The sequence below is a fragment of the Flavobacterium ginsenosidimutans genome (genome assembly GCF_003254625.1).
Taxonomy (GTDB): Bacteria; Bacteroidota; Bacteroidia; order Flavobacteriales; family Flavobacteriaceae; genus Flavobacterium; species Flavobacterium ginsenosidimutans.
Window position 1 is genome coordinate 107,343 of the sequence record NZ_QJRJ01000080.1, and the last position, 20,066, is coordinate 127,408.

Annotated in this window: 11 protein-coding genes; 3 read left to right on the top strand and 8 right to left on the bottom strand. The window is 33.9% G+C overall.

Going from position 1 to position 20,066, the window contains the following annotated elements; genetic code table 11:
• Position 1: 1 nt before the first annotated feature.
• The gene (locus tag DM444_RS16820) at positions 2 to 430 is read right to left on the bottom strand and encodes a T9SS type A sorting domain-containing protein (protein ID WP_162614989.1); all 429 of its coding nucleotides are present in this window, start codon (positions 428 to 430) and stop codon (positions 2 to 4) included.
• A gap of 962 nt (positions 431 to 1,392) precedes the next feature.
• Between DM444_RS16820 and DM444_RS16825 the strand changes: the two genes are divergently transcribed.
• From DM444_RS16825 to DM444_RS16835, 3 genes are all read left to right on the top strand, one after another.
• Positions 1,393 to 6,684 carry a polyketide synthase gene (locus DM444_RS16825; protein ID WP_111288728.1) on the top strand — a complete coding sequence of 1,764 codons (5,292 nt, stop codon included), beginning with the start codon at positions 1,393 to 1,395 and terminating at the stop codon, positions 6,682 to 6,684.
• A 76-nt stretch (positions 6,685 to 6,760) separates the two neighbouring features.
• On the top strand, positions 6,761 to 10,771 hold the full coding sequence (locus DM444_RS16830) for a non-ribosomal peptide synthetase (protein WP_111288730.1): 4,011 nt from the start codon (positions 6,761 to 6,763) through the stop codon (positions 10,769 to 10,771).
• Positions 10,758 to 11,552, top strand: coding sequence for a 4'-phosphopantetheinyl transferase family protein (locus DM444_RS16835; RefSeq protein ID WP_111288732.1), 795 nt, complete (start codon positions 10,758 to 10,760; stop codon positions 11,550 to 11,552). The genes DM444_RS16830 and DM444_RS16835 overlap by 14 nt, the downstream gene beginning before the upstream one ends.
• Positions 11,553 to 11,626: 74 nt before the next feature.
• Here DM444_RS16835 and DM444_RS16840 read toward each other — a convergent pair whose 3' ends face one another.
• From DM444_RS16840 to DM444_RS16870, 7 genes are all read right to left on the bottom strand, one after another.
• Positions 11,627 to 12,730, bottom strand: coding sequence for an AI-2E family transporter (locus DM444_RS16840; RefSeq protein WP_111288734.1), 1,104 nt, complete (start codon positions 12,728 to 12,730; stop codon positions 11,627 to 11,629).
• A gap of 140 nt (positions 12,731 to 12,870) precedes the next feature.
• Complete coding sequence (locus DM444_RS16845; protein WP_111288736.1) at positions 12,871 to 13,560, bottom strand: ion channel; 690 nt, start codon at positions 13,558 to 13,560, stop codon at positions 12,871 to 12,873.
• A gap of 58 nt (positions 13,561 to 13,618) precedes the next feature.
• A complete protein-coding gene (locus tag DM444_RS16850; protein ID WP_111288738.1) occupies positions 13,619 to 15,187 on the bottom strand; it encodes an MFS transporter in 1,569 nt (522 codons plus the stop codon).
• 3 nt (positions 15,188 to 15,190) lie between these two features.
• Positions 15,191 to 16,255 (bottom strand): HlyD family secretion protein, encoded by a 1,065-nt coding sequence (locus tag DM444_RS16855; protein ID WP_111288740.1) that lies wholly within the window; start codon positions 16,253 to 16,255, stop codon positions 15,191 to 15,193.
• 11 nt (positions 16,256 to 16,266) lie between these two features.
• Positions 16,267 to 17,610, bottom strand: a complete 1,344-nt coding sequence (locus tag DM444_RS16860; RefSeq protein WP_111288742.1) for a TolC family protein — start codon at positions 17,608 to 17,610, stop codon at positions 16,267 to 16,269.
• A 337-nt stretch (positions 17,611 to 17,947) separates the two neighbouring features.
• Positions 17,948 to 18,421 (bottom strand): cupin domain-containing protein, encoded by a 474-nt coding sequence (locus DM444_RS16865; protein WP_111288744.1) that lies wholly within the window; start codon positions 18,419 to 18,421, stop codon positions 17,948 to 17,950.
• A gap of 63 nt (positions 18,422 to 18,484) precedes the next feature.
• A complete protein-coding gene (locus DM444_RS16870; protein ID WP_111288746.1) occupies positions 18,485 to 19,963 on the bottom strand; it encodes an aminotransferase class V-fold PLP-dependent enzyme in 1,479 nt (492 codons plus the stop codon).
• Positions 19,964 to 20,066 lie beyond the last annotated feature (103 nt).

Consider the following 20,066-nt stretch of genomic DNA (forward strand, 5'->3'; position numbering starts at 1 on the left):
TTTAATTTTTAATTATTTTAAATGACTTCAATTTTTTGTTATCTACATATACTACAAGTATATATACAGATGGAGTAAGATTAGCTAAACTAACTTGAGTCTCATCTTGACTAATTGTGTTTTGTTTTAAAAGTCTCGCCTGAATATCATAGAGTCTATACGATCGATGAGCGCTTTGTAACTCTAATCCAGTCATACTGATATTAACAAAATCTGATGTTGGATTTGGGAAAACAAACATTTCTGCTTTAGCGGGTTCTTCAATTTCTGGATTACCTAGTGTCTCATCATTTTCCTGATGCTGAATACCTTGAGCCACATTGAAAACGGGTTCTGTTCCAATATAGGTATAAAATACTTGGCCGATTGAATAAGTAACTGTTCCAGAACTCCCGCTTGCATTATTACCCGATGTAATTATAGTCTCCATTATATCAGTATTTGACTGACTAATTCCTACAAAAGGAATGAATAACATCGTAATTATTAGTAGGTTTATATTTCTCGTCTTTAGATACTTCACAGTTTAATTATTCTTGCGTTATTTTAATACTGCAAAATTATTTAATTTCAAAAAATAATCGATATAATCATTTTTATTTCCGATAACTGACACAAAATGTAGTATTTTAATGACTATTTACTTACATCGGAAATGTTAAGAAAAGGGGTTTTTAGTTTTATTAACAAAAATAATTGCACTAAACTTTACAACTATTAAAAACTAAATGTTTTTTGGTCTTAAAAACCAAAATGCAGGTTACAGAATGTAACGGCAATTTGTCTCTTAAATTACATCTGTAGCTGCTTTTTATTTAATTTTCAATTTAAGGGTTCTTAATTTTCTTATTTCATAATTTTTATAGGCTAAAATAAAAAATGCTTCACTTACAAAAACACATCTAATTGAAAACAAGATAATTACATTTTAATAAAAATAATTATTTTTCTTGAATCAAATAAATCTCCAAAAAAATTCAGTAGAAAAAAGCAGGCAGATTGAGGGAAAAAGCGATGAATTTGACAAATTTTGGACTCAATGAATCTTCGTCAATTTTGAATAAATTTTGTCTTTTACAATTTAAAATATGCTTTTCATCGAGAATAATAGCTTTATATAGAATAAGCGAGTTTTAGTGAAAAATTTTTCCTTTTTTTGATCAACTTATTGAACAATAAGCGATAAGTGCTATTTATTACAGAGCCAAAATAAAAGCCAAAAACTAATTAAAATTTCTTACACCCTTTTCTATTATTTCAACCGATAATTTAAAAAGGTGTAAACCCATCCCACTAATAAACTATAAGACAAAGATTTACACTTTTCTCTTTTTAGTTAACGCTGATATTATCATAATTATTTTGCTCAACTTTAATTTTAATACCCTTAAAATGAAAAGACCCAACAACAATAGTTTAAACAAAGAGACAAATTGGAAAAAAATGGTGTATCCTAACAATGCGCTTCATGAGCTTTTTCTGGCTCAAGCTGAAGCATCGCCTAATTCTATGGCACTTGAATTTGAAGATCAGCAAATTTCTTATCAGGAATTAGCAAAAAAGATAAATCAGACAGCAAATTACTTTTTAGCTCAAGGTTTATCTCCCGGACAATTTGTAGCGGTATCTATGGAAAGAAACCCTAATTTGATTGTTTCTCTCTTAGCAATTTTACAGTGTGGAGCAGCATATCTGCCATTAGATCCAAAATTTCCAACTGAGCGTTTAGAATTTATGCTCGAAGATTCTGAAGCAAGTTTCTTACTCACTACAAGATCACTTTCTACTTCACTGCCAAATAGTTCAAAGACATTATTTATAGAAGATGTATTAGCTTCATTAAGCCAATATCGTGATTCGCCAGTTTCTATATCGGTTAATCCAACATCTGTTGCTTATATGATGTACACATCGGGCTCTACGGGGAAACCAAAAGGTGTGACGGTAACACACAAAAATTTGGTGAACTTTCTTTACAGCATGGCGATTGAACCAGGTATAAATGCAGAAGACAAACTTTTATCTATAACCACAATTTCGTTTGATATAGCGGGTCTCGAACTATTTTTACCATTAATAAAAGGTGCAGCGGTAGTTTTTGCCGATTATGAAACTACTCGAGACGGTCTGCTTTTATTTAATCTTTTACAGAAAAAACAAATTACAATATTACAGGCTACACCAACTACATGGCAATTATTACTGGATTCTGGATGGGATACTCCTCTAGCTTTAAAAGCATTGTGCGGTGGTGAAGCAATGCCACTAAATCTCGCACGTCAATTAACATCGAGATGTGATTCTCTTTGGAATATGTACGGTCCAACAGAAACCACAATTTGGTCTGCTGTAAAAGAAATTCTTGCAGATGATGAATTAATCACCATTGGTTTTCCTATTGCAAATACAGAGATTTATTTGTTAGACGAACAAGGAAAAATTGTTGAAGAAGGAACAATTGGTGAGATTGTTATAGGTGGAGACGGAGTCGCACAAGGTTATTGGAAACGTCCAGAACTTACTGCAGAAAAATTCATCCCAGATTCATTCTCAACAGAATCAGGCGCTCGACTTTACCGTACAGGAGATTTAGGTAAATTATTGCCAAATGGAGAACTGCAATGTTTGGGTCGTATTGATCATCAAGTAAAACTGAGAGGACATCGTATTGAATTGGGCGAAATCGAAGCTACCTTAAATACATTGCCAGGCATAAAACAATCTGCTGTAATTGTCAGCAATCATTTTGGCAATGAAGATAAACTTGTAGCGTATTTAAAATCGGGCGAAGAATCGCAAGACGAAAAAACGATTCACGATGCACTTTCGAAAGTTTTACCCGAAATATTATTGCCATCAAAATACATTTGGGTAGATGAATTTCCAATAACTCCAAACGGAAAAATTGACAAAAAGAATTTACCTCTTCCCGAAAATACAAGACCTGACTCTGCTCCTCTTTTCAAAAAACCTGTTACACAATTAGAAAAAGATCTTGCAAAAATCTGGAGCGAAGAATTGAAAATAACAGAGATTGGAATAGATGATAATTTCTTTGATATGGGAGGAAGTTCTGTGCTTGCTCAAAAAGTTACTACTTTAATAAAACAACGTTTGTCATTAGAAATTCCAGTTTCAAAAATTTATATTCATCCTACAATAAAAGAACTTTCATCTATTTTGGAAGAACACAATAATAAGGAAGAAAAATTCGAATTTAAAAAACATAAAGAAAATACTTCTTCTGCAGATATTGCAATCATTGGTATGGCGGGAAGATTTCCTGGTTCTGATACGATAGAAGAATTATGGGAAATTTTAAGAGACGGAAAAGAAACTATTTCTTTATTCAGCAAAGATGAATTGGATGTTAGTTTACCTGAAAGTCTTCGCGAAGATCCGCTTTATATAGGTGCAAGAGGAATTTTACCTTCAGCTAAAACATTTGATCCTCAGTTCTTCGGATTAAATCCGCAGCTTGCCGCCGCAATGGACCCGCAAATTAGGATATTCTTAGAAATTTCATTCGAAGCATTAGAACAATCTGGACATCTTCCAAAACATTATAAAGGAAGCATTGGAGTTTATTCTGGAAGTGAAATCAATTCTTACTACGAAAACAATATTTTCTTAAATAAAGAACTTAAAAGTTCAGTAGGAGAATTACAAATTTATACTGTAAACGGAAAAGACTTTATTGCGCCTCGTACTTCTTATCATTTGAACTTAAAAGGCCCTTCAGTTACAGTGCATTCTGCATGTTCTACATCATTATTAGCAATTGCCGAAGCGGTAAAAGCAATAAGAGCCGGAATGTGCGATATTGCTCTTGCAGGAGGATCAAGCGTTACAGCTCCAATAAAAAGCGGACACCTTTATGATGACGGATTTATTAAAAGTCCAGATGGATCTACACGTTCTTTCGACGCTTCTGGAAAAGGTACTGTTTTTAGTGATGGTGCTGGAGTTGTTGTTCTTAAAAGATTAGAAGAAGCAGAAAAAGATGGCGATATCATTTATGGCGTACTCAAAGGAGTTGGCGTAAATAATGACGGAGGAGACAAAGGCAGTTTTATGGCGCCAAGTCCGCAAGGTCAGGCTGGAGCAATAATCAATGCTTTTAATGATGCACAAATTTCTCCTTCTACAATTAGCTATATGGAAGCACATGGAACTGCAACTCCAATTGGCGATCCAATAGAAATAGAAGGGCTTAAAATCGCTTATGGCAAGCAAGAAAAAAATAATTACTGTGCCTTAGGATCTATAAAAACCAATTTAGGGCATACCACAGCTGCAGCTGGTGTGGCTGGTTTGATAAAAATATTATTGGCCATGCAACACAAACAAATACCGCCAATGGTAAATTTTGTTAAGCCTAATCCTAATATTGATTTTGACAATAGTCCATTCTACATTAATAACAAATTAATCGAATGGAAAGCTGATGGTATAAGAAGAGCTGGTTTAAGTTCTTTTGGTATTGGAAGCACAAATACGCATGCTATTGTTGAAGAATACGTTGCAAAACCTGTAGTGACATCATCTGGACGACCTCTTGAAATATTAATGTGGTCAGCAAAAAGTCAAAATAGTTTATTAGGCTACGAAAATGCTTTGGGACATTTTATTGATAAGTCAAAAAATACTCCTTTGGCAGATATCGCTTATTCTTTGAATATGACAAGAGATGACTTTAACCACAGAAGTTTTTTAATAGCAAATTCAACCGAAGATGCTGCTGAAAAATTAATTTCTCTAAAAACTAAAAACACTAAATCTTCTATTTTAAAAAGAGTTCCTAGCGAAATAGGATTTCTTTTCCCTGGACAAGGTTCACAGTATATACAAATGGGTAAAACACTTTACGACAACGAAAAAGTGTACCGTAATGCCGTTGACAAATGCGCTGAATTATTGATGAAAGATTTAGATTTAGACATTCGCGATATTCTTTTTCCAAAAGACCATTTTGCTGAAGCTGAAGAACTGCTAAGAAATACAAGATTAACACAACCTTCTCTATTTGTAACAGAATATGCGTTATCGCAATTATGGATAAGTTGGGGAATAAAACCAACTTTCCTTTGCGGCCATAGTATTGGCGAATTTGCTGCTGCGCATTTGGCTGGAATTCTAACATTAAAAGACGCTTTGCACATTGTCGCGGTCAGAGGGAAATTAATAAGCGAATTACCCGGCGGATCAATGCTGATTGTTCGCGTACCAGTAGAACAATTGTATGAATTAGTTCCTAAAACACTTTCAATTGCAGCGATTAATTCAACTCAATTTTGTGTGGTTTCGGGTAAGAAAGAAGATATCGCTCTTTTTAATCAAGAACTTGATGCCAAAGATATTCCAAATAAACTGCTTAATACCAGCCATGCATTTCACTCTCACATGATGGAACCTATTTTGGATGATTTTAGAAATGAATTAGAAAAAATAAAACTAAGCATTCCGAGATTGCCAATTATTTCAAGCGCATCAGGAACTTGGCTGAAAGATACAGAAGCCACAGATCCAACATATTGGGTTAACCAATTAAAAAATACCGTTCGATTTGCAGATGCCATGGATACAGCATTTGAATTAGAAGATCTTCTGCTATTAGAAGTTGGTCCAGGATCAACTTTAATTACGTTGGCACGTCAGCAAGCTGCAGGCAAAATTATTCCTGCGTATGCAAGTATAACGCCTCCAAAAGAAGAGCAGGAAAATGAATATAACACTTTGTTAAATACATTAGGAGATTTATGGATGAAAGGTTTAAATCCGGATTGGAAAGCATATTTTAGTGAACAACAAAGACAAAAAATCGAATTGCCTAGTTATGTTTTTGATCGAAAACTTTGCTGGATCGAACCTTTGGGAACGCTTGATTCTTTGGTAATTCAAGCTCCAGCAATTTCTGAAGCTCCAACAGTTGCTGTACAAGTTGATCATCAAGAAGTAAATTCAAATCAAACAAGAAAAGATGCAATACTCGCACAGATTTCTGAAATTATCAAAAATGCATCTGGAATCGTTTACGAAAGTGAGGCATCTGAAAATACGTTTCTAGAATTAGGTTTAGATTCATTATCACTAACCCAATTATCTGGAAAATTGAAGAAAGAATTCGATTTGCCAATTACATTCAGACAACTCAACGAAACGTATTCAACACCAGCTCTTTTAGCAGATTATATAGACGAAAATCTTCCCAAAGAAACTCGCACCGAACCAAAAAAAGAAATCAAAGTGGTTGCAAATCAAACAGCAGCGCCAACTTTTTCATCAAATGAAACGGCATCGTCATCTCAAAATCAATCTTCATTAGAACAAATTATTAAACAAATTCAGCTTTTAAGTCAAAAAGTAGATCAGCTACAGAGTTCTACAGCAAATGGCAGTGCTTCATTTGTCAATCTAACTGTAGAAAGTTTTGATGCTAAGTTTAATAACGAAACTAATGGAACCAAAGCCAATGGCATTTCTAAAAACGAAAAGTCATCTGATATAACAAAAATTAATAATGAACAACGATTTGAAAATAATACTGCCGAAAAAAAATATACTATAAATGCCGATGAACCGCCTGTAAAAGGCAGTAAACTAGGAAGAGACGAAAATGGAAATCCAGCTTGGTTTATTGAAGATCCAAATCAGAATGGAAGTTTTGTAAAGATCAAATTATAAGAACAAGATAAGGAGCAGGTAATATTTTAAACTGTCAATTTAAAAACGATACAATTACATTTAAAATAGGGTAATAATGAAAAATCAACCTCAAATACAAACAGAAATGGAAACTGAAACTGCCATTCAATTTAATCCATTTACACCTGAAATCGAAAGAGTTATACACACCACAAATTCACAACAGGAAATATGGAGTGATTGCATTTTTGGAGGAAGTGATGCTAACAAAGCTTACAACTTGTCTGTGTCTATAAGGCTTAAAGGTAATTTAATAATAGATCTATTTGAAAAGGCTGTAAATACTTTGGTAGAACGTCATGAAACTTTAAGATCAACTTTTAGTCCAGACGGTCGCTTTATGTGTACTTATAGCGATTACAACATTGAAATTTCGCATCATGATTTTTCTAACATCTCAGCGATTGAAAAAGAATCCTCAATTGATACGTTTGTTAAGGAAGAAGTAAGTGCGCTTTTTGATCTTGTACACGGTCCATTATTTAGAGTTTGCTTAGTTAAAATTGATGATTTTGAACATCTCGTAACCATAACGATACATCACATTATTGGCGACGGATTAAGTCTTGATGTCATACTAGAAGAATTAGGCACGCTTTATTCTGCTTACGTAGAAAATAAAGAGCCAATACTGCCTGCCCCTGAACTTTTCAGCAAATTTGCCGAAAGAATAAATTCGTTCATGGAAAGCAGTGAATATAAACCGCTAGAAGATTTCTGGATTGATATTTATAAAGAATCTGTTCCTACGATCGAATTGCCTTTGGATTACGTAAGACCTGCATTAAGAACGTATAATAGCAACAGAATTGATTTTCCTTTTGATGATGCTATTATAAATGAATTAAAAAATATAGGAATAAGTACTGGAAGCAGTTTAGTTACCACTTTGCTTTCCGCTTTTGAAGTTTTCTTGTGCAAAATAACTGGGCAAAATGATTTAGTAGTGGGTTTCCCTTCATCCGGAAACACCTTATACGACATGAGACAGCTGATTGGAGATTGCGCCAATCTACTTCCGCTTCGAAGTACTATTAATCCTAATATCAGTTTTTCGGACTATTTAAAAGAAAGAAATTCACAATTATTTGATGCCTATGACAATCAGCAGGTTAGTTTTGGTCATTTACTAAAAAGTTTTCCGATTGTAAGAGATCCTTCAAGAATTCCTTTAGTTCCAGTTATCCTGACAGTTGACTTGAACAGAACAATCGAAAATGAATTCTCATTTACAGGTCTTACTCATAGTTTCAAACCAAATCCGAGAGAATTTGGAACTTTTGAGATTCAACTTCATATTTTCAGAGCCAAAAACGGACCTGAATTTCATTGGATGTACAATACAACATTATTTAAACCTGAGACTATAACTAAAATGATGGCCTCTTTTGAAGAAATTATCAGCAAAGTCATCTCAAACACAAACGATCCGTTATCCACTTTAATTGGAGGAAATTATCTAGCAGATTATGAGACATTAAATAATACCGAAATGCCATATCCTGATGTAACCCTGACCGAATTACTTAGAAAACAAGCGGAGTTTACGCCTGATAAAATAGCTTTGGAGTTTCACGATTCTAAAATCAGCTATTTAGAATTGCATAACAAAGTAAACCAAATGGCGCATTATTTAAAAGAGCAAGGTGTTCAATCTGGCGATTTTATTGCGGTTTCGTTTTCAAGAAGTCCGGAATTGGTTTATTCTTTATTAGCCATTATGCAATGTGGCGCTGCCTATCTGCCGCTGGATCCTGAATATCCAAAAGAACGTTTAGAATTTATGCTGCATGATTCTGGAGCAAAAGTTTTATTAACGAGCAAAACTTTATTTGCATCGTTACCATCTTGGCCACAGACACTTTTTATTGAAGATGCGACAGAGGCATTGCATAAATACTCTTCGTCACCGCTTCCATTTATGGTGAGTTCAGAAAACAATGCTTACATATTGTACACTTCAGGATCGACTGGTAATCCGAAAGGCGTGCCTATTACACATAAAAATTTAGTCAACTTTCTTTGTAGTATGGCAATAGAACCAGGTCTTGACGAAAATGACAGACTGCTTTCGATCACTACAATTTCCTTTGATATTGCTGGTTTAGAATTATACTTGCCACTTATTAAAGGCGCAACATTAATTCTAGCCGATCACGAAACTGCCAGAGATGGAAGGCTTTTACTTGATTTGGTAAAAAGTGAAAAAATCAGCTTTTTGCAAGCTACACCAACAACTTGGTCTATGCTTTTGGATTCTGGATGGTCTGAATTATTGCCAATTAAAGCTTTGTGTGGCGGTGAAGCAATGCCTGCAGATCTTGCTAAAGAATTATTGTCAAAATGCGATTCGCTTTGGAATGTTTACGGCCCTACAGAAACCACCGTTTGGTCTTCTGTAAAACAAATAACAGCCGAAGATAAATTGATCACAATTGGAAAACCAATCGGAAATACGCAGATTTATTTGTTGGATACTCAAGGACAGCTTGTAGCGCCAGGAACTATTGGTGAAATTGTTATTGGCGGAGACGGTGTTGCAAAAGGCTATTGGAACCGTCCTGAACTTACGGCTGAGAAATTCATTCAAGATAAATTTTCTGCAAACAAAGACGATATTCTTTATCGAACAGGTGATTTAGGAAGAATAACTCCAAATAATGAAATTGAGTGTTTAGGGCGTGTAGATCAGCAGGTTAAAATTAGAGGCCATCGTATTGAACCGGGAGAAGTAGAACAAGCGCTTTTATTGCTTGACGGAGTAAAATCTGCAGTGGTATTAGCCGATGAAAACTTCCTTGTTGCTCATATTGTTCCTGATTCCAGTATTGAAAGTGCTGAAGAAAATGTTCCTTCATGGCGCGAAGCTTTAACGGCAAAACTTCCTTCGCAGTTAATTCCGCATGATTTTAATCTTATCGAAAAAATACCAACAACGCTCAACGGAAAAATAGACCGAAAAGCATTGTCGCAATATAAAGTAAACAAGAAAATCGCTTATACTGCTCCTCGAACAGAAGAAGAAAATATCGTGGCAACCATTTGGAAAGAAAGTTTAAATCTTGAAAACATTGATATTTTCAGCGATTTCTTCGAAATGGGCGGACACTCCATCAAAGGAGTAAAAGTGATGATTGAAATTGAAAAACATACTGGTAAACGAATTCCATTATCAGCATTATTCAAATATTCGACAGTAGAGAAATTCGCCAAGTTATTAAACACTGGAACAGAAATTTACTCTGATTGTTTGGTTCCTATAAAACCTGTTGGAAACAAAGTTCCTCTTTTTATTATTCATGGCGCTGGACTTAATGTTTTAAACTTTATTAATTTAAGTAAACATTTTGATGAGGATCAGCCTATTTATGGTATTCAAGGTACGAAACCTAAAGGTTTTGAGGGATGGTACGAATCTATCGAAGCTATGGCTACGCATTACATCGATGCTATTATAAAAGTTAATCCAAAAGGCCCTTACGCTTTGGCTGGATTCTCTTTTGGTGGTATTGTAGCTTTTGAAATGACCCGCCAATTAAATGAAATGGGGAAAAAAGTAAGCCTTACAGGATTGTTAGACTCTTATGTTGATTCTTCTTATTATTATGGAAATTACAGGCGAAAACAACTTGTAAGATACTTTGACATAACGCATAGAAGGCTAGACTTTTTAAAAGAGATGTTGTTGAGCTGGAAAGCTTTCAAAATGCGCATTAACGGAAAAAAAGAATATATTTTAGAAAGATACTTTGGAAAAAAAATTACTATGACAGAACAAGAAGAGTTAGCTCTTCAGGAATTTATCGCAGCCGATAGAATGGTCAAAAAAATCGTTGACCGATATCATCTTAAACCACAAAATTTTAAAGTCGATTTATTTCGATCAAAAGATGATATCAATTATAAGCTAGACCCAACACATTTAGGATGGAAAAAAGCTGCATTAGGAGGCGTTACAATTCATAATATTTCTGGTAATCATCTAGATATTGTAGCCCCGCCAAATGACAAAGTATTAGCGCGATTACTTCAAGATATTTTAGACCAAAATCATGAAGATCTCTAAGCTCTTTATTTCATTTTTTAATTTAAAGATTACTGACTTTGTTCCAAAAAAAGAGTATTCTTTGGATAATAATGATATTGTGATCTATACCGTATATCTGCCCAATTTTAAGGATATACAGGCAGATTTGTCGAAGTTTCTTAATTCTGCTGAATTGAGCAAAACAAAGCGTTTTTATAAAGAAGTAGACCGAAACCGCTTCATTATATACCGATCGATTTTGAAACTTGTTTTAGGAGCTTACACGAAATTAAACGTGAAGAACATTTATCTTGATTATGATTTTAATAAAAAACCGTATTTAGCTTCGCATCCGTGGCTGCATTTTAATCTTTCGCATTCAGAAGATTTTGCGGCTATTGCGGTTTCGCGAAGAAAAGTCGGATTGGATATCGAATATATGAGTAAGGATTTCAATTTTACAAGCCTTCTTCCTGATGTTTTTGATGACAATGAAACCACAATTATTCAAAGATCAACTGATAAAAAAAATACTTTTTACACTTTATGGACACGAAAAGAAGCCTTTGTCAAAGCGCTTGGAAAAGGCATCGATGAAGATTTTAAATTCATTCCGTGTTTGGATGGAGAATATAGTGTCGATTTTTCATTGATAAAAAACAGCCAAGACTGGCAAGTACGTAGTTTTGATCTTGCAGACGATTACTTAGGCGCGATAGCTCTTGAAGGTTTGGCTACGATTTCTAAGAATATATCAATGTATAATGTGCCAAATAACATGAAAGATTTATTAGAAATGGCTCAAAAAAGAGGCAGTTAAAATAATTTATTCCCTAAAAAATCCCATTTTCTCAAATGGGATTTTTTAGTTTATATTACAATTAAATAACCAATTTAAGCAAGAGGTTCGGCTTCATCTATTGGAGAAACTGCTTCAACTTCAGGCTCGGAGGTATCATCGATCCAGGCAACAAAAAGTTTGTAACCTATTGAAAACACAATCGGTCCAACAAATAATCCGATAAATCCTGACATGATAAATCCTCCAATCACACCCAAAAATATAACTAGCATTGGCACAAGAGCTCCTTTCCCTAATAAAAGAGGTTTTAAAACATTATCCGAAAGTCCGCTGATGATGAAAAATACAGTCCAGAAAATAGCGTATCCCGAATCTCCAGTTGAAAAAAGATAAATAATAACTCCAATATTAATTATGATTGGTCCAATCTGTAAAATTGAAAATATCAGACAGATTAAAGTCAAAATTCCTGCGTATGGAATATCCGCCATAAACAATCCAATTGCCTGAATTATCGTCTGAATGACAGCAACTCCCAAAATCCCTTTCACTACTTGATAAATCGTTGAAACAGAAATCGTCATAATTTGTTCTGCTTCACTTCCTGCAATTTTTTTAAGGAATTTCATGAAGAAAGATTTACCACTTGGAGATACCAATAAAACACCTGCAATGATGATAGATAAAATAAATTGAAGAAACGCCGCTCCAGAACTTAAAATACTTGCCATAATTTTAGAAGACAATTCTCTTATCTGATCCTGATATTTAACCACTCCCTGTTCCAAATCTGTTGACATCGACAGTAAAAATTCATAAAGTGGTTTTCCTATTACTGGCCATTCTTTTATATTAGAACCAGGAGGCGCTACTTTTAAAGTTCCAGCCTCAAAGCTATTTTTCAATTCCAAAAAATTACCAGTTGCAGCCTTCAAAAAATAGATTAATGGAACTACCATCACAGCAATAATCAGAATTGTAATTACAACCGAAGCAAGTGCTTTTCGCCCTTTTAGTATCTTCTGTAACGCATTAAATAATGGATAAAAAACCACAGAAAGGATTACAGCCCAGAGAATAGGCATAAAAAAAGGCAACAGCAATTTAAGACAAAATCCAATTATCAGGAAAATGAAAAATAACTGCAAAATAGTTTCAAAGAGCTCTTTCTTTTTATTAGTATTAGTTGTTTTCATGGCTATATTAGTTTTTTAATTGTTGATTGTTAATGGTTAATGGTTAATGGTGAAATATGAGATGTTTAATGAAATTCTTAATTCTTAATTCTTAATTCTTAATTCTTAATTCTTAATTCTTAATTCTTAATTCTTAATTCTTAATTTTTTTTAACCCCAAAATTGGCATCTGAAACCAATCTTCCTATTAAAACTACAGGATATAAAACGCCTGTCAGCACTTCAATCTGGACGAGAGCGCGAGCCAAAGGATGAAGCGGCACGATCTCGCCAAAACCAGTTGAAGTAATACATACATAACTGAAATACATAAAACTAGCCTGATCGCTATTACTTTCAAATTTTGATTCTGTTATCTGAAAAGATCCTTCAATATGTTCAAAAAGAAATAAATAAAGCGTTGACCAAAATTGCACCAAAAGCATATAGACTACTACTGAACCTATAATTCGATAAATTGTTACAGGTCCTGGTTCTAATACTTTGGCTAAAACCAAAACAATCAGAAGAAGCATAATTGCTACTGAAAGAATAAGATCGGCAAATAAAATGAAGACATTGTGATTTAAATAATTGATCCACTGTATGGCAAGAAACAAAACTGGAATTATGGAAATAATTAAAGCTTGTTTTCTATGTTTTGATACGGCTATAATTCCTGCAAAGATGAATAGCATCCAGAAAATATTAACTGCGATCATAAAATGAGGATAACTGCCAAAAAGAGGAATAGCAATAAAATGCATAATAAATAGCAGTATCAGCATTCCGCTAAGCCCTTTTTCTTGGGTCCAAAAACGATACAAGAAGCGATCTTTTTTTATTATCATAATAAAAATCAATTTGTTAATTAAACAAGATGCGAACTACTTTTTATAATCTATATGATCAAATTGGTATTGGCTCTACTTCTACTCTTCCAATTGGCCTACGCCAAAGTTTGAAAAGCAGAATAATGAAAATAGGCAAAAAACAAATCGCCGACATGACGAGATAAATATCCTTATACGCTAATAATATAGCCGATTGAGAGGTTTGGTTGGAAAGACTTTTTTCTGCTTTTTTCTGAGCCTCTGCATCAGACAATCCCATAAATAGAAAATTCCTTTTGTAGTTTTCCAGCTGATTTTCTGCCAACTGATTTACAGAAGACAATTGTTGGCTTAAGCCCGTTTTATGCTGAACATTTAGATTAGAAATAAAAGTTCCTAAAATGGCACCGCCTAATAACGACGCAAAAATTGCCTGTGCGATAATTCCCGTCATCATGCGCGATGTACTTAAATCCTTTGGCACACCTTCGGAAATATAAAGCAGGGAAACAGGAAAGAGAAATCCCATTCCTAACCCTTTAAAAATAAGCGGAAGAAAAAAATCTGATGCATCGATTTCTGGATAAAACCTAAAAAAGAGAACAATATGATACAATCCGTAGCAGGCAAAACCAATAACCCAGATCGTCGCCAAATAAATGCGTTTGTACAAAAGATAAGTTGAAAGCGGAATCGAAATACACAAACCAATTAATAATGAAAGATGAGTTACTGCTCCTAAAACTGGATCAAAACCTAAAATATTGGTCATATAACCTGTAATAACGCTTCCCGTTCCATTTATCACACCGATATAAAACATTAAAACTGCACCTGCAATAACGTTTTTAAACTTGTAAACATTAGGATTAATAAGCGGTTCTGCTGTAAATCGAACATGAAGCAGATAAACTCCTACCGTAATAAATAAAAATGCTGATGCAAGTGTTATTTTAGGATCGCTGAACCAATTTCGACTCTGTCCTTCGGCGCATAAAAAAAGAATGATGGCAAAAAATAAAACCATGATAATCCAGCCTCGCCAATCAAATTGAAATTGCGTTTTCATTGGCGCAACATCAGCTTTATAAAAATACCAAGCCAAAATTATACAGATCAAAAAATTGACATTCAGGAAATAAACTCCAAAAGTCCAATTATGGAAACTCACGAAATGTGCTCCCAAATATTGGTATAAATGCTGACTCCCTTTTTGGATAAACTGAAAAATACCGTACATCAGAGCCATATTAAAAGCTGGATTGTATTTTAATAAAATCGGTACCATTGATGCAAATATTCCGATAATCGAAACTATTGCTAAAAGCGATCTGCACAAAACAAACCATACAATCGTTGGCGCAAAAAGTGATGCTGTATTGAATAACAAGGATAAAAATGAAACAGACAAAATCATTGTTCGCACTTTGATTTGTTTTCCCAATTTTAAACCTAAAGGAAGAAAAGCTAACATTGCAAAAATGGGAATGTAAACCGCATAACTAAAAGCAGTCGTTGAAGGTCCAAAATGTCCTAATATCTGCGAATTATCGTAAGTGGTAACATTGAGTCCATTAAAAAAAGGAATCGTCAGGATATACAATCCTGCAAGTGTAAAAACGCTTCCTTTTTTTCCTGCAAACATCTTTTATTTTTTTACTTCAACAGTTACATTCATTCCTGGTCTTACTTCCTGCAGCTCTTTAGCTGGTGTTTCAAATTCAATTTTAACTGGAATTCTTTGTGTGATTTTCACAAAATTCCCAGTTGAATTATCGGGTTCAACCATCGAAAATTTAGCTCCAGTTGCTGGAGAAAATCCAACGACTTTTCCTTTAAATTCTTTTCCGTCCAATGCATCAATTGTAATGGTAACTTCTTGTCCTTGCTTTATTTTTTCTATTTGAGTTTCTTTAAAATTTGCCGAAACCCATAATTTTTCATTCAGAACAATAGTGGCAATTGTTTGGTTTGCATTGATTAATTCTCCAATAGATAAATTTCTTTCGCCTACAAAACCATTACTAGGCGCCATAATATAAGTGTAAGACAATTGTAGTTTTGCTGCATCGAGATCAGCTTTCTTTCTGGCAACAGTTGCAGATGACGCTTCAATATTAATATTGCTTTGTTTGGTTATAGAACTGCTGGCTTCCAATCCTTTTTGACCTGCTTTTACATAAGCTTCTTCCGATTTTAGTTTTGAAATAACCTGATCGTATTGATTTCGCGTTACAGCTGAATCAGCATACATATTTTTGAAACGCTGATAATCTTTTTGGGCTTTCTCCAAATTTGCCATATCTCCAGCCAATTTTTCTTTTCCCGAAGCTTGATTGGATGCTGAAGTGGTTATATTTTGCTGTAGCGAATGAAGATTTCCTTCGGCTATAGCCAAATCTGCTTCCGCCTGTTTAACTTTTATAATGTACTCTGAATCATCCAAAATAACCAGCGTATCTCCTTTATGAACAAACTGATTGGCTTCAAATTTGATTTCTTTTATATGTCCAGTGGCGCGCGCAGCAACATTGTTGATGTAAGCTTCAACCTGCGCATTATTGGTGGTTTCATAAGTGCTGAAATCAAAGAATAAACTTAAAATCCACAATCCTCCAGCAATTAAAAAAACAAAAGACAATACAGTCAGAATTCTGTTTCTCTTTTTTTCATTTTTCTGAATTACTTCATTTTGTGTATCTGCTTCGCTCATAACAAGATTTATTAAAGTTTTCCCATTGCATATTGAAGTGAATAATATTGAATGATCAAATCTAAATTGGCATTTACCAATGAAATTCGAGAGTTATTCAGCTGTAATTCGGCATCTACAATTTCGCTAATTAATGCAAAATCATTATCGTAACGGCTTTTTACAATTTTATAATTGCTCATCGAAAGCTCAACATCTTTCTTGTAGGTTTTAATATTTTCTTTGCTTTCTGCATATCTAACGTAAGCATTTTTAACTTCTGTAGAAATCTGATCTTTAGTCACTTCCAAAGCAATATTACTTTTATCGATTTCCAGTTTATCACCAGATATTCGATGTTTTAAATTATAAAAACTAGAAAGATCCCAATTCAAAGAAAGTCCTGCAGCCCAATAATTTAGAATATTAACATAATTCGGCCATTGTGCTGGATATTCGGTATTTAGAATAAGATTTGCATTTAAGTTCGGTTTAAATCCGCTTTTGGTCAAACTTAATGATGATTCTGATAATTTGATTTTAACTTCAGCTCGTTTTATTTCTTCTCTGTTTTGAAAAGCTTCTTCTAAACTATCTTGAAGATTTATATTTTCTGTCGGAATCATACTTTCTACTACTTCAGGTTTCAGAATCGTATTCGTTGGAAAACCGATTAAAATATCCAGATAATTACTAATCAGTTGGATTGTATTGGTACTTCTAAAAACTGAAACTTTAAAATTAGATTGCTGCAATTCAGTTCTTAAAAGATCACTTTTTAGATTTTGACCATTATTGACACGAGATTTCAGCTGACTGATTCGAATATCTGTATTGATAATATTTTGTTTTGTTACCTCGATTTGCCGATACAATTTTTCGAGCGTAAAATACTGTTCTGTAATCGCATTTTTTACGTCAGCTTCAGTCATTCTTACAGCCGATTCCTGCATTTGGGTAATTAATTCCTGCTGATTGATTCTGGTGTTGATTGCGTTTCCGCTATAAATTGGAAGTGTCGAAATAATATTGGCAAATGCCTGATGATTGTAATAATCGACCGTAACCTGACTTTCATAAAATCCGTCGTAAAGTTTTGGATCTCCAATATAATTGTATCCGCCATTTAAGCTCAATCTTGGCATTTTTGCAATTTTCGCCTGACTGACATTTTCATTGGCAATAGCCAAATCAGTATTAGCCAGTTTTAATTGCCGGTTATTTTTAATTCCTAATAAAATTGCTTCGTCTAACCTTATTTTTTTTGCAGTGCCAAGGCTGCTATCTTGCTGCGCAAAACTTACGTTGAGGCTGCAGCTCAATAAAAAGAGAGCTAAATGCTTTAAACGAAAAACTTTAAACCGCCAATAGCTCATGAGATTATATTGATTTAATTTTGCATTTTTTGGAAATTTACAATCAACATTATTTAATATTTAGCAGAACTTTCGAGAGAATTGGATTTTAGCTAGGCGGAAAAATTATGGTATCTTTTATTTGGATCTGCTATCCCAATATTATGATTTTCGTATAAATTTAAACATTTATTAATCAATACTTTATAATATAAACACTCAAAATTGTTCCATTTTATAAAATGAAACAACTTCGAAGGTTTCTAAATATATTTTTAAAGCAAAAAAAATCGCAATAATCAATTTGATCATTACGATTTTAAAAATAAATCAAAATGTAGTTATCGGCGTATAATTTCTATTTTTCTGTATTTGCATCCAATAAAACGGCCAATTGAATGCAAGGCGAATCAGAACGATTGCTCCAAGCATGATTGGTTCCTCGCTGAATTACAATATCTCCAGCTTTCAGTAAAGTTTCTTCTTCATCGACAATCAAGTAAATTTCTCCCGAAATAATAATGATATAATCTAAAGTATCTGTCTGATGCATTAAAGGATGCGGCTCTCCCTCTGAAGCTATCACACCTAAATCTTTATCGGGCGGAATCTGGACATAACGAAAATAACTTCCGTTTTTTGGTGTGTTTGGAAAAGCGGTATTTTCTATAACTTTTTCTTCAAATTTTGCTGGTGTCGAATCTGTTGACCAAATATCAGAAATAATTAATCCTGGAAAATGTTCTGATACATTGGTAACAATTTCATCTTGTTCTATAATTGATTTTCCGTTTCGTAAACCCGTTACGACTCTTCTTGGAATTGTTTTCATATTGCATGTATTGGCATTATTTTTTTTTTTACCGATAAGATATGCCTACGGAATATTAGTTACTTAATCTAACTTAAACCATTCGGTAACTTCTCTTTCGATATTGTCTTTAATTTTTGGGTTTTCAAATTCATTTGAAGCGGGATTATATTCGTAATCTTTCTTCCATTTTTTATAATTCAAGGCAACTTTTTCAATGGCATCACAGATATAAAAAAGCTCTTCATTTGTCATTATCGGATGCAATGACAAACGCACCCAGCCTGGTTTATTGGTTTGATTTTTCTGAAGTAATTCGTTTGTAATTGCTTTAGAACGTTTTTCATCAATATTGAACAAATAATGCGCATAAGTACTCGCACATGACCAGCCGCCACGAACTTGAATTCCGAAACGATCATTTAAAAGTCTTACGATTAAATTGTAATGAATATCTTCGATCACAAAAGAAACACAGCCAATTCGGTCGCTTTTTAAATCTCCCAGAATAGATAAACCTTGTATTTTTTGAAGTCGTGAAAAACAAATCTCCAGAAGTTCTTTTTCTCTTTTGGCAATCTTGTCAACGGTCATTTTTTCTTTTAATTCTAAAGCCAAAGCTGTTCGAATTACCTGAAGAAATCCTGGAGTTCCTCCATCTTCCCTAACTTCTATTACATCGCTGTAACAATAATTTCCTAACGGATTTGTCCATTTTACATTTCCGCCTCCCGGATTATCAGGAAACTCAGATTGATATAATTTTTCATCGAAAACCAAAACTCCGCAAGTTCCAGGTCCTCCCAAAAATTTATGTGGAGAAAAGAAAATAGCATCCAACTGCTGTTCTGGATCTTTTGGATGCATATCAATCTCAACATAAGGAGCAGAAGCTGCAAAATCGACAAAACATAAACCGCCATTTTGATGCATGATTTTAGCCAATTCATGATAAGGTGTAATAATTCCTGTGACATTCGAACAAGCTGTAAACGAACCAATTTTTATACTTCTATCAGCATATTTTTTAATTTCCTCTGAAAGGACTTTTGGATCTACTAAATTATTTTCGTCAGGCGAAAGAATTACAACTTCAGCATTGGTTTCATACCACGAAACTTGATTCGAATGATGTTCCATGTGCGTGATAAAAACTACAGGTTTATCTTGTTCATTTTCGTGATTTTTTCTCAAACCAATAATGCGCTGCAATTTTGATAAAGCCGCCGTCATTCCAGTTCCTGTTGTCACCAAAACATCAGAGTCCTTTGCATTTACCGATTTTTTGATAATTTCCCTCGCATGTTGGTAAGCGTATGTAGAAGTTTTTCCTGTCTGACTTGAAAATGAATGCGTGTTGGCAATCATCGGACCAATTTTATTGAGCATTATATCTTCAATCGGAACGTACAACCTTCCGCTGGCAACCCAATCTGCATAAACGAGATTTTGTTCTCCATAAACCGATTCAAAAATATGATCTATTCCTACTGTGTTTTCTCTAAATTTAGAAAAGTAACATTCAGATTCTGTTGGTTTCGTTGTTGACTCAATAGCATTCATTTCCTTATCATTTTTTTAATTAACTAAATTTATTCTTTCTCAATTTTTGTCATTCCGAGGAACGAGGAATCTCCATCCTATATTCCGCAAAGATTGACTGCCT

Excerpts from the sequence above, each read along its gene's own strand:
- DM444_RS16820 (WP_162614989.1), bottom strand. The coding sequence starts at position 430 with ATGGAGACTATAATTACATCGGGTAATAATGCAAGCGGGAGTTCTGGA.
- DM444_RS16825 (WP_111288728.1), top strand. The coding sequence starts at position 1,393 with ATGAAAAGACCCAACAACAATAGTTTAAACAAAGAGACAAATTGGAAA.
- DM444_RS16830 (WP_111288730.1), top strand. The coding sequence starts at position 6,761 with ATGAAAAATCAACCTCAAATACAAACAGAAATGGAAACTGAAACTGCC.
- DM444_RS16835 (WP_111288732.1), top strand. The coding sequence starts at position 10,758 with ATGAAGATCTCTAAGCTCTTTATTTCATTTTTTAATTTAAAGATTACT.
- DM444_RS16840 (WP_111288734.1), bottom strand. The coding sequence starts at position 12,730 with ATGAAAACAACTAATACTAATAAAAAGAAAGAGCTCTTTGAAACTATT.
- DM444_RS16845 (WP_111288736.1), bottom strand. The coding sequence starts at position 13,560 with ATGATAATAAAAAAAGATCGCTTCTTGTATCGTTTTTGGACCCAAGAA.
- DM444_RS16850 (WP_111288738.1), bottom strand. The coding sequence starts at position 15,187 with ATGTTTGCAGGAAAAAAAGGAAGCGTTTTTACACTTGCAGGATTGTAT.
- DM444_RS16855 (WP_111288740.1), bottom strand. The coding sequence starts at position 16,255 with ATGAGCGAAGCAGATACACAAAATGAAGTAATTCAGAAAAATGAAAAA.
- DM444_RS16860 (WP_111288742.1), bottom strand. The coding sequence starts at position 17,610 with ATGAGCTATTGGCGGTTTAAAGTTTTTCGTTTAAAGCATTTAGCTCTC.
- DM444_RS16865 (WP_111288744.1), bottom strand. The coding sequence starts at position 18,421 with ATGAAAACAATTCCAAGAAGAGTCGTAACGGGTTTACGAAACGGAAAA.
- DM444_RS16870 (WP_111288746.1), bottom strand. The coding sequence starts at position 19,963 with ATGAATGCTATTGAGTCAACAACGAAACCAACAGAATCTGAATGTTAC.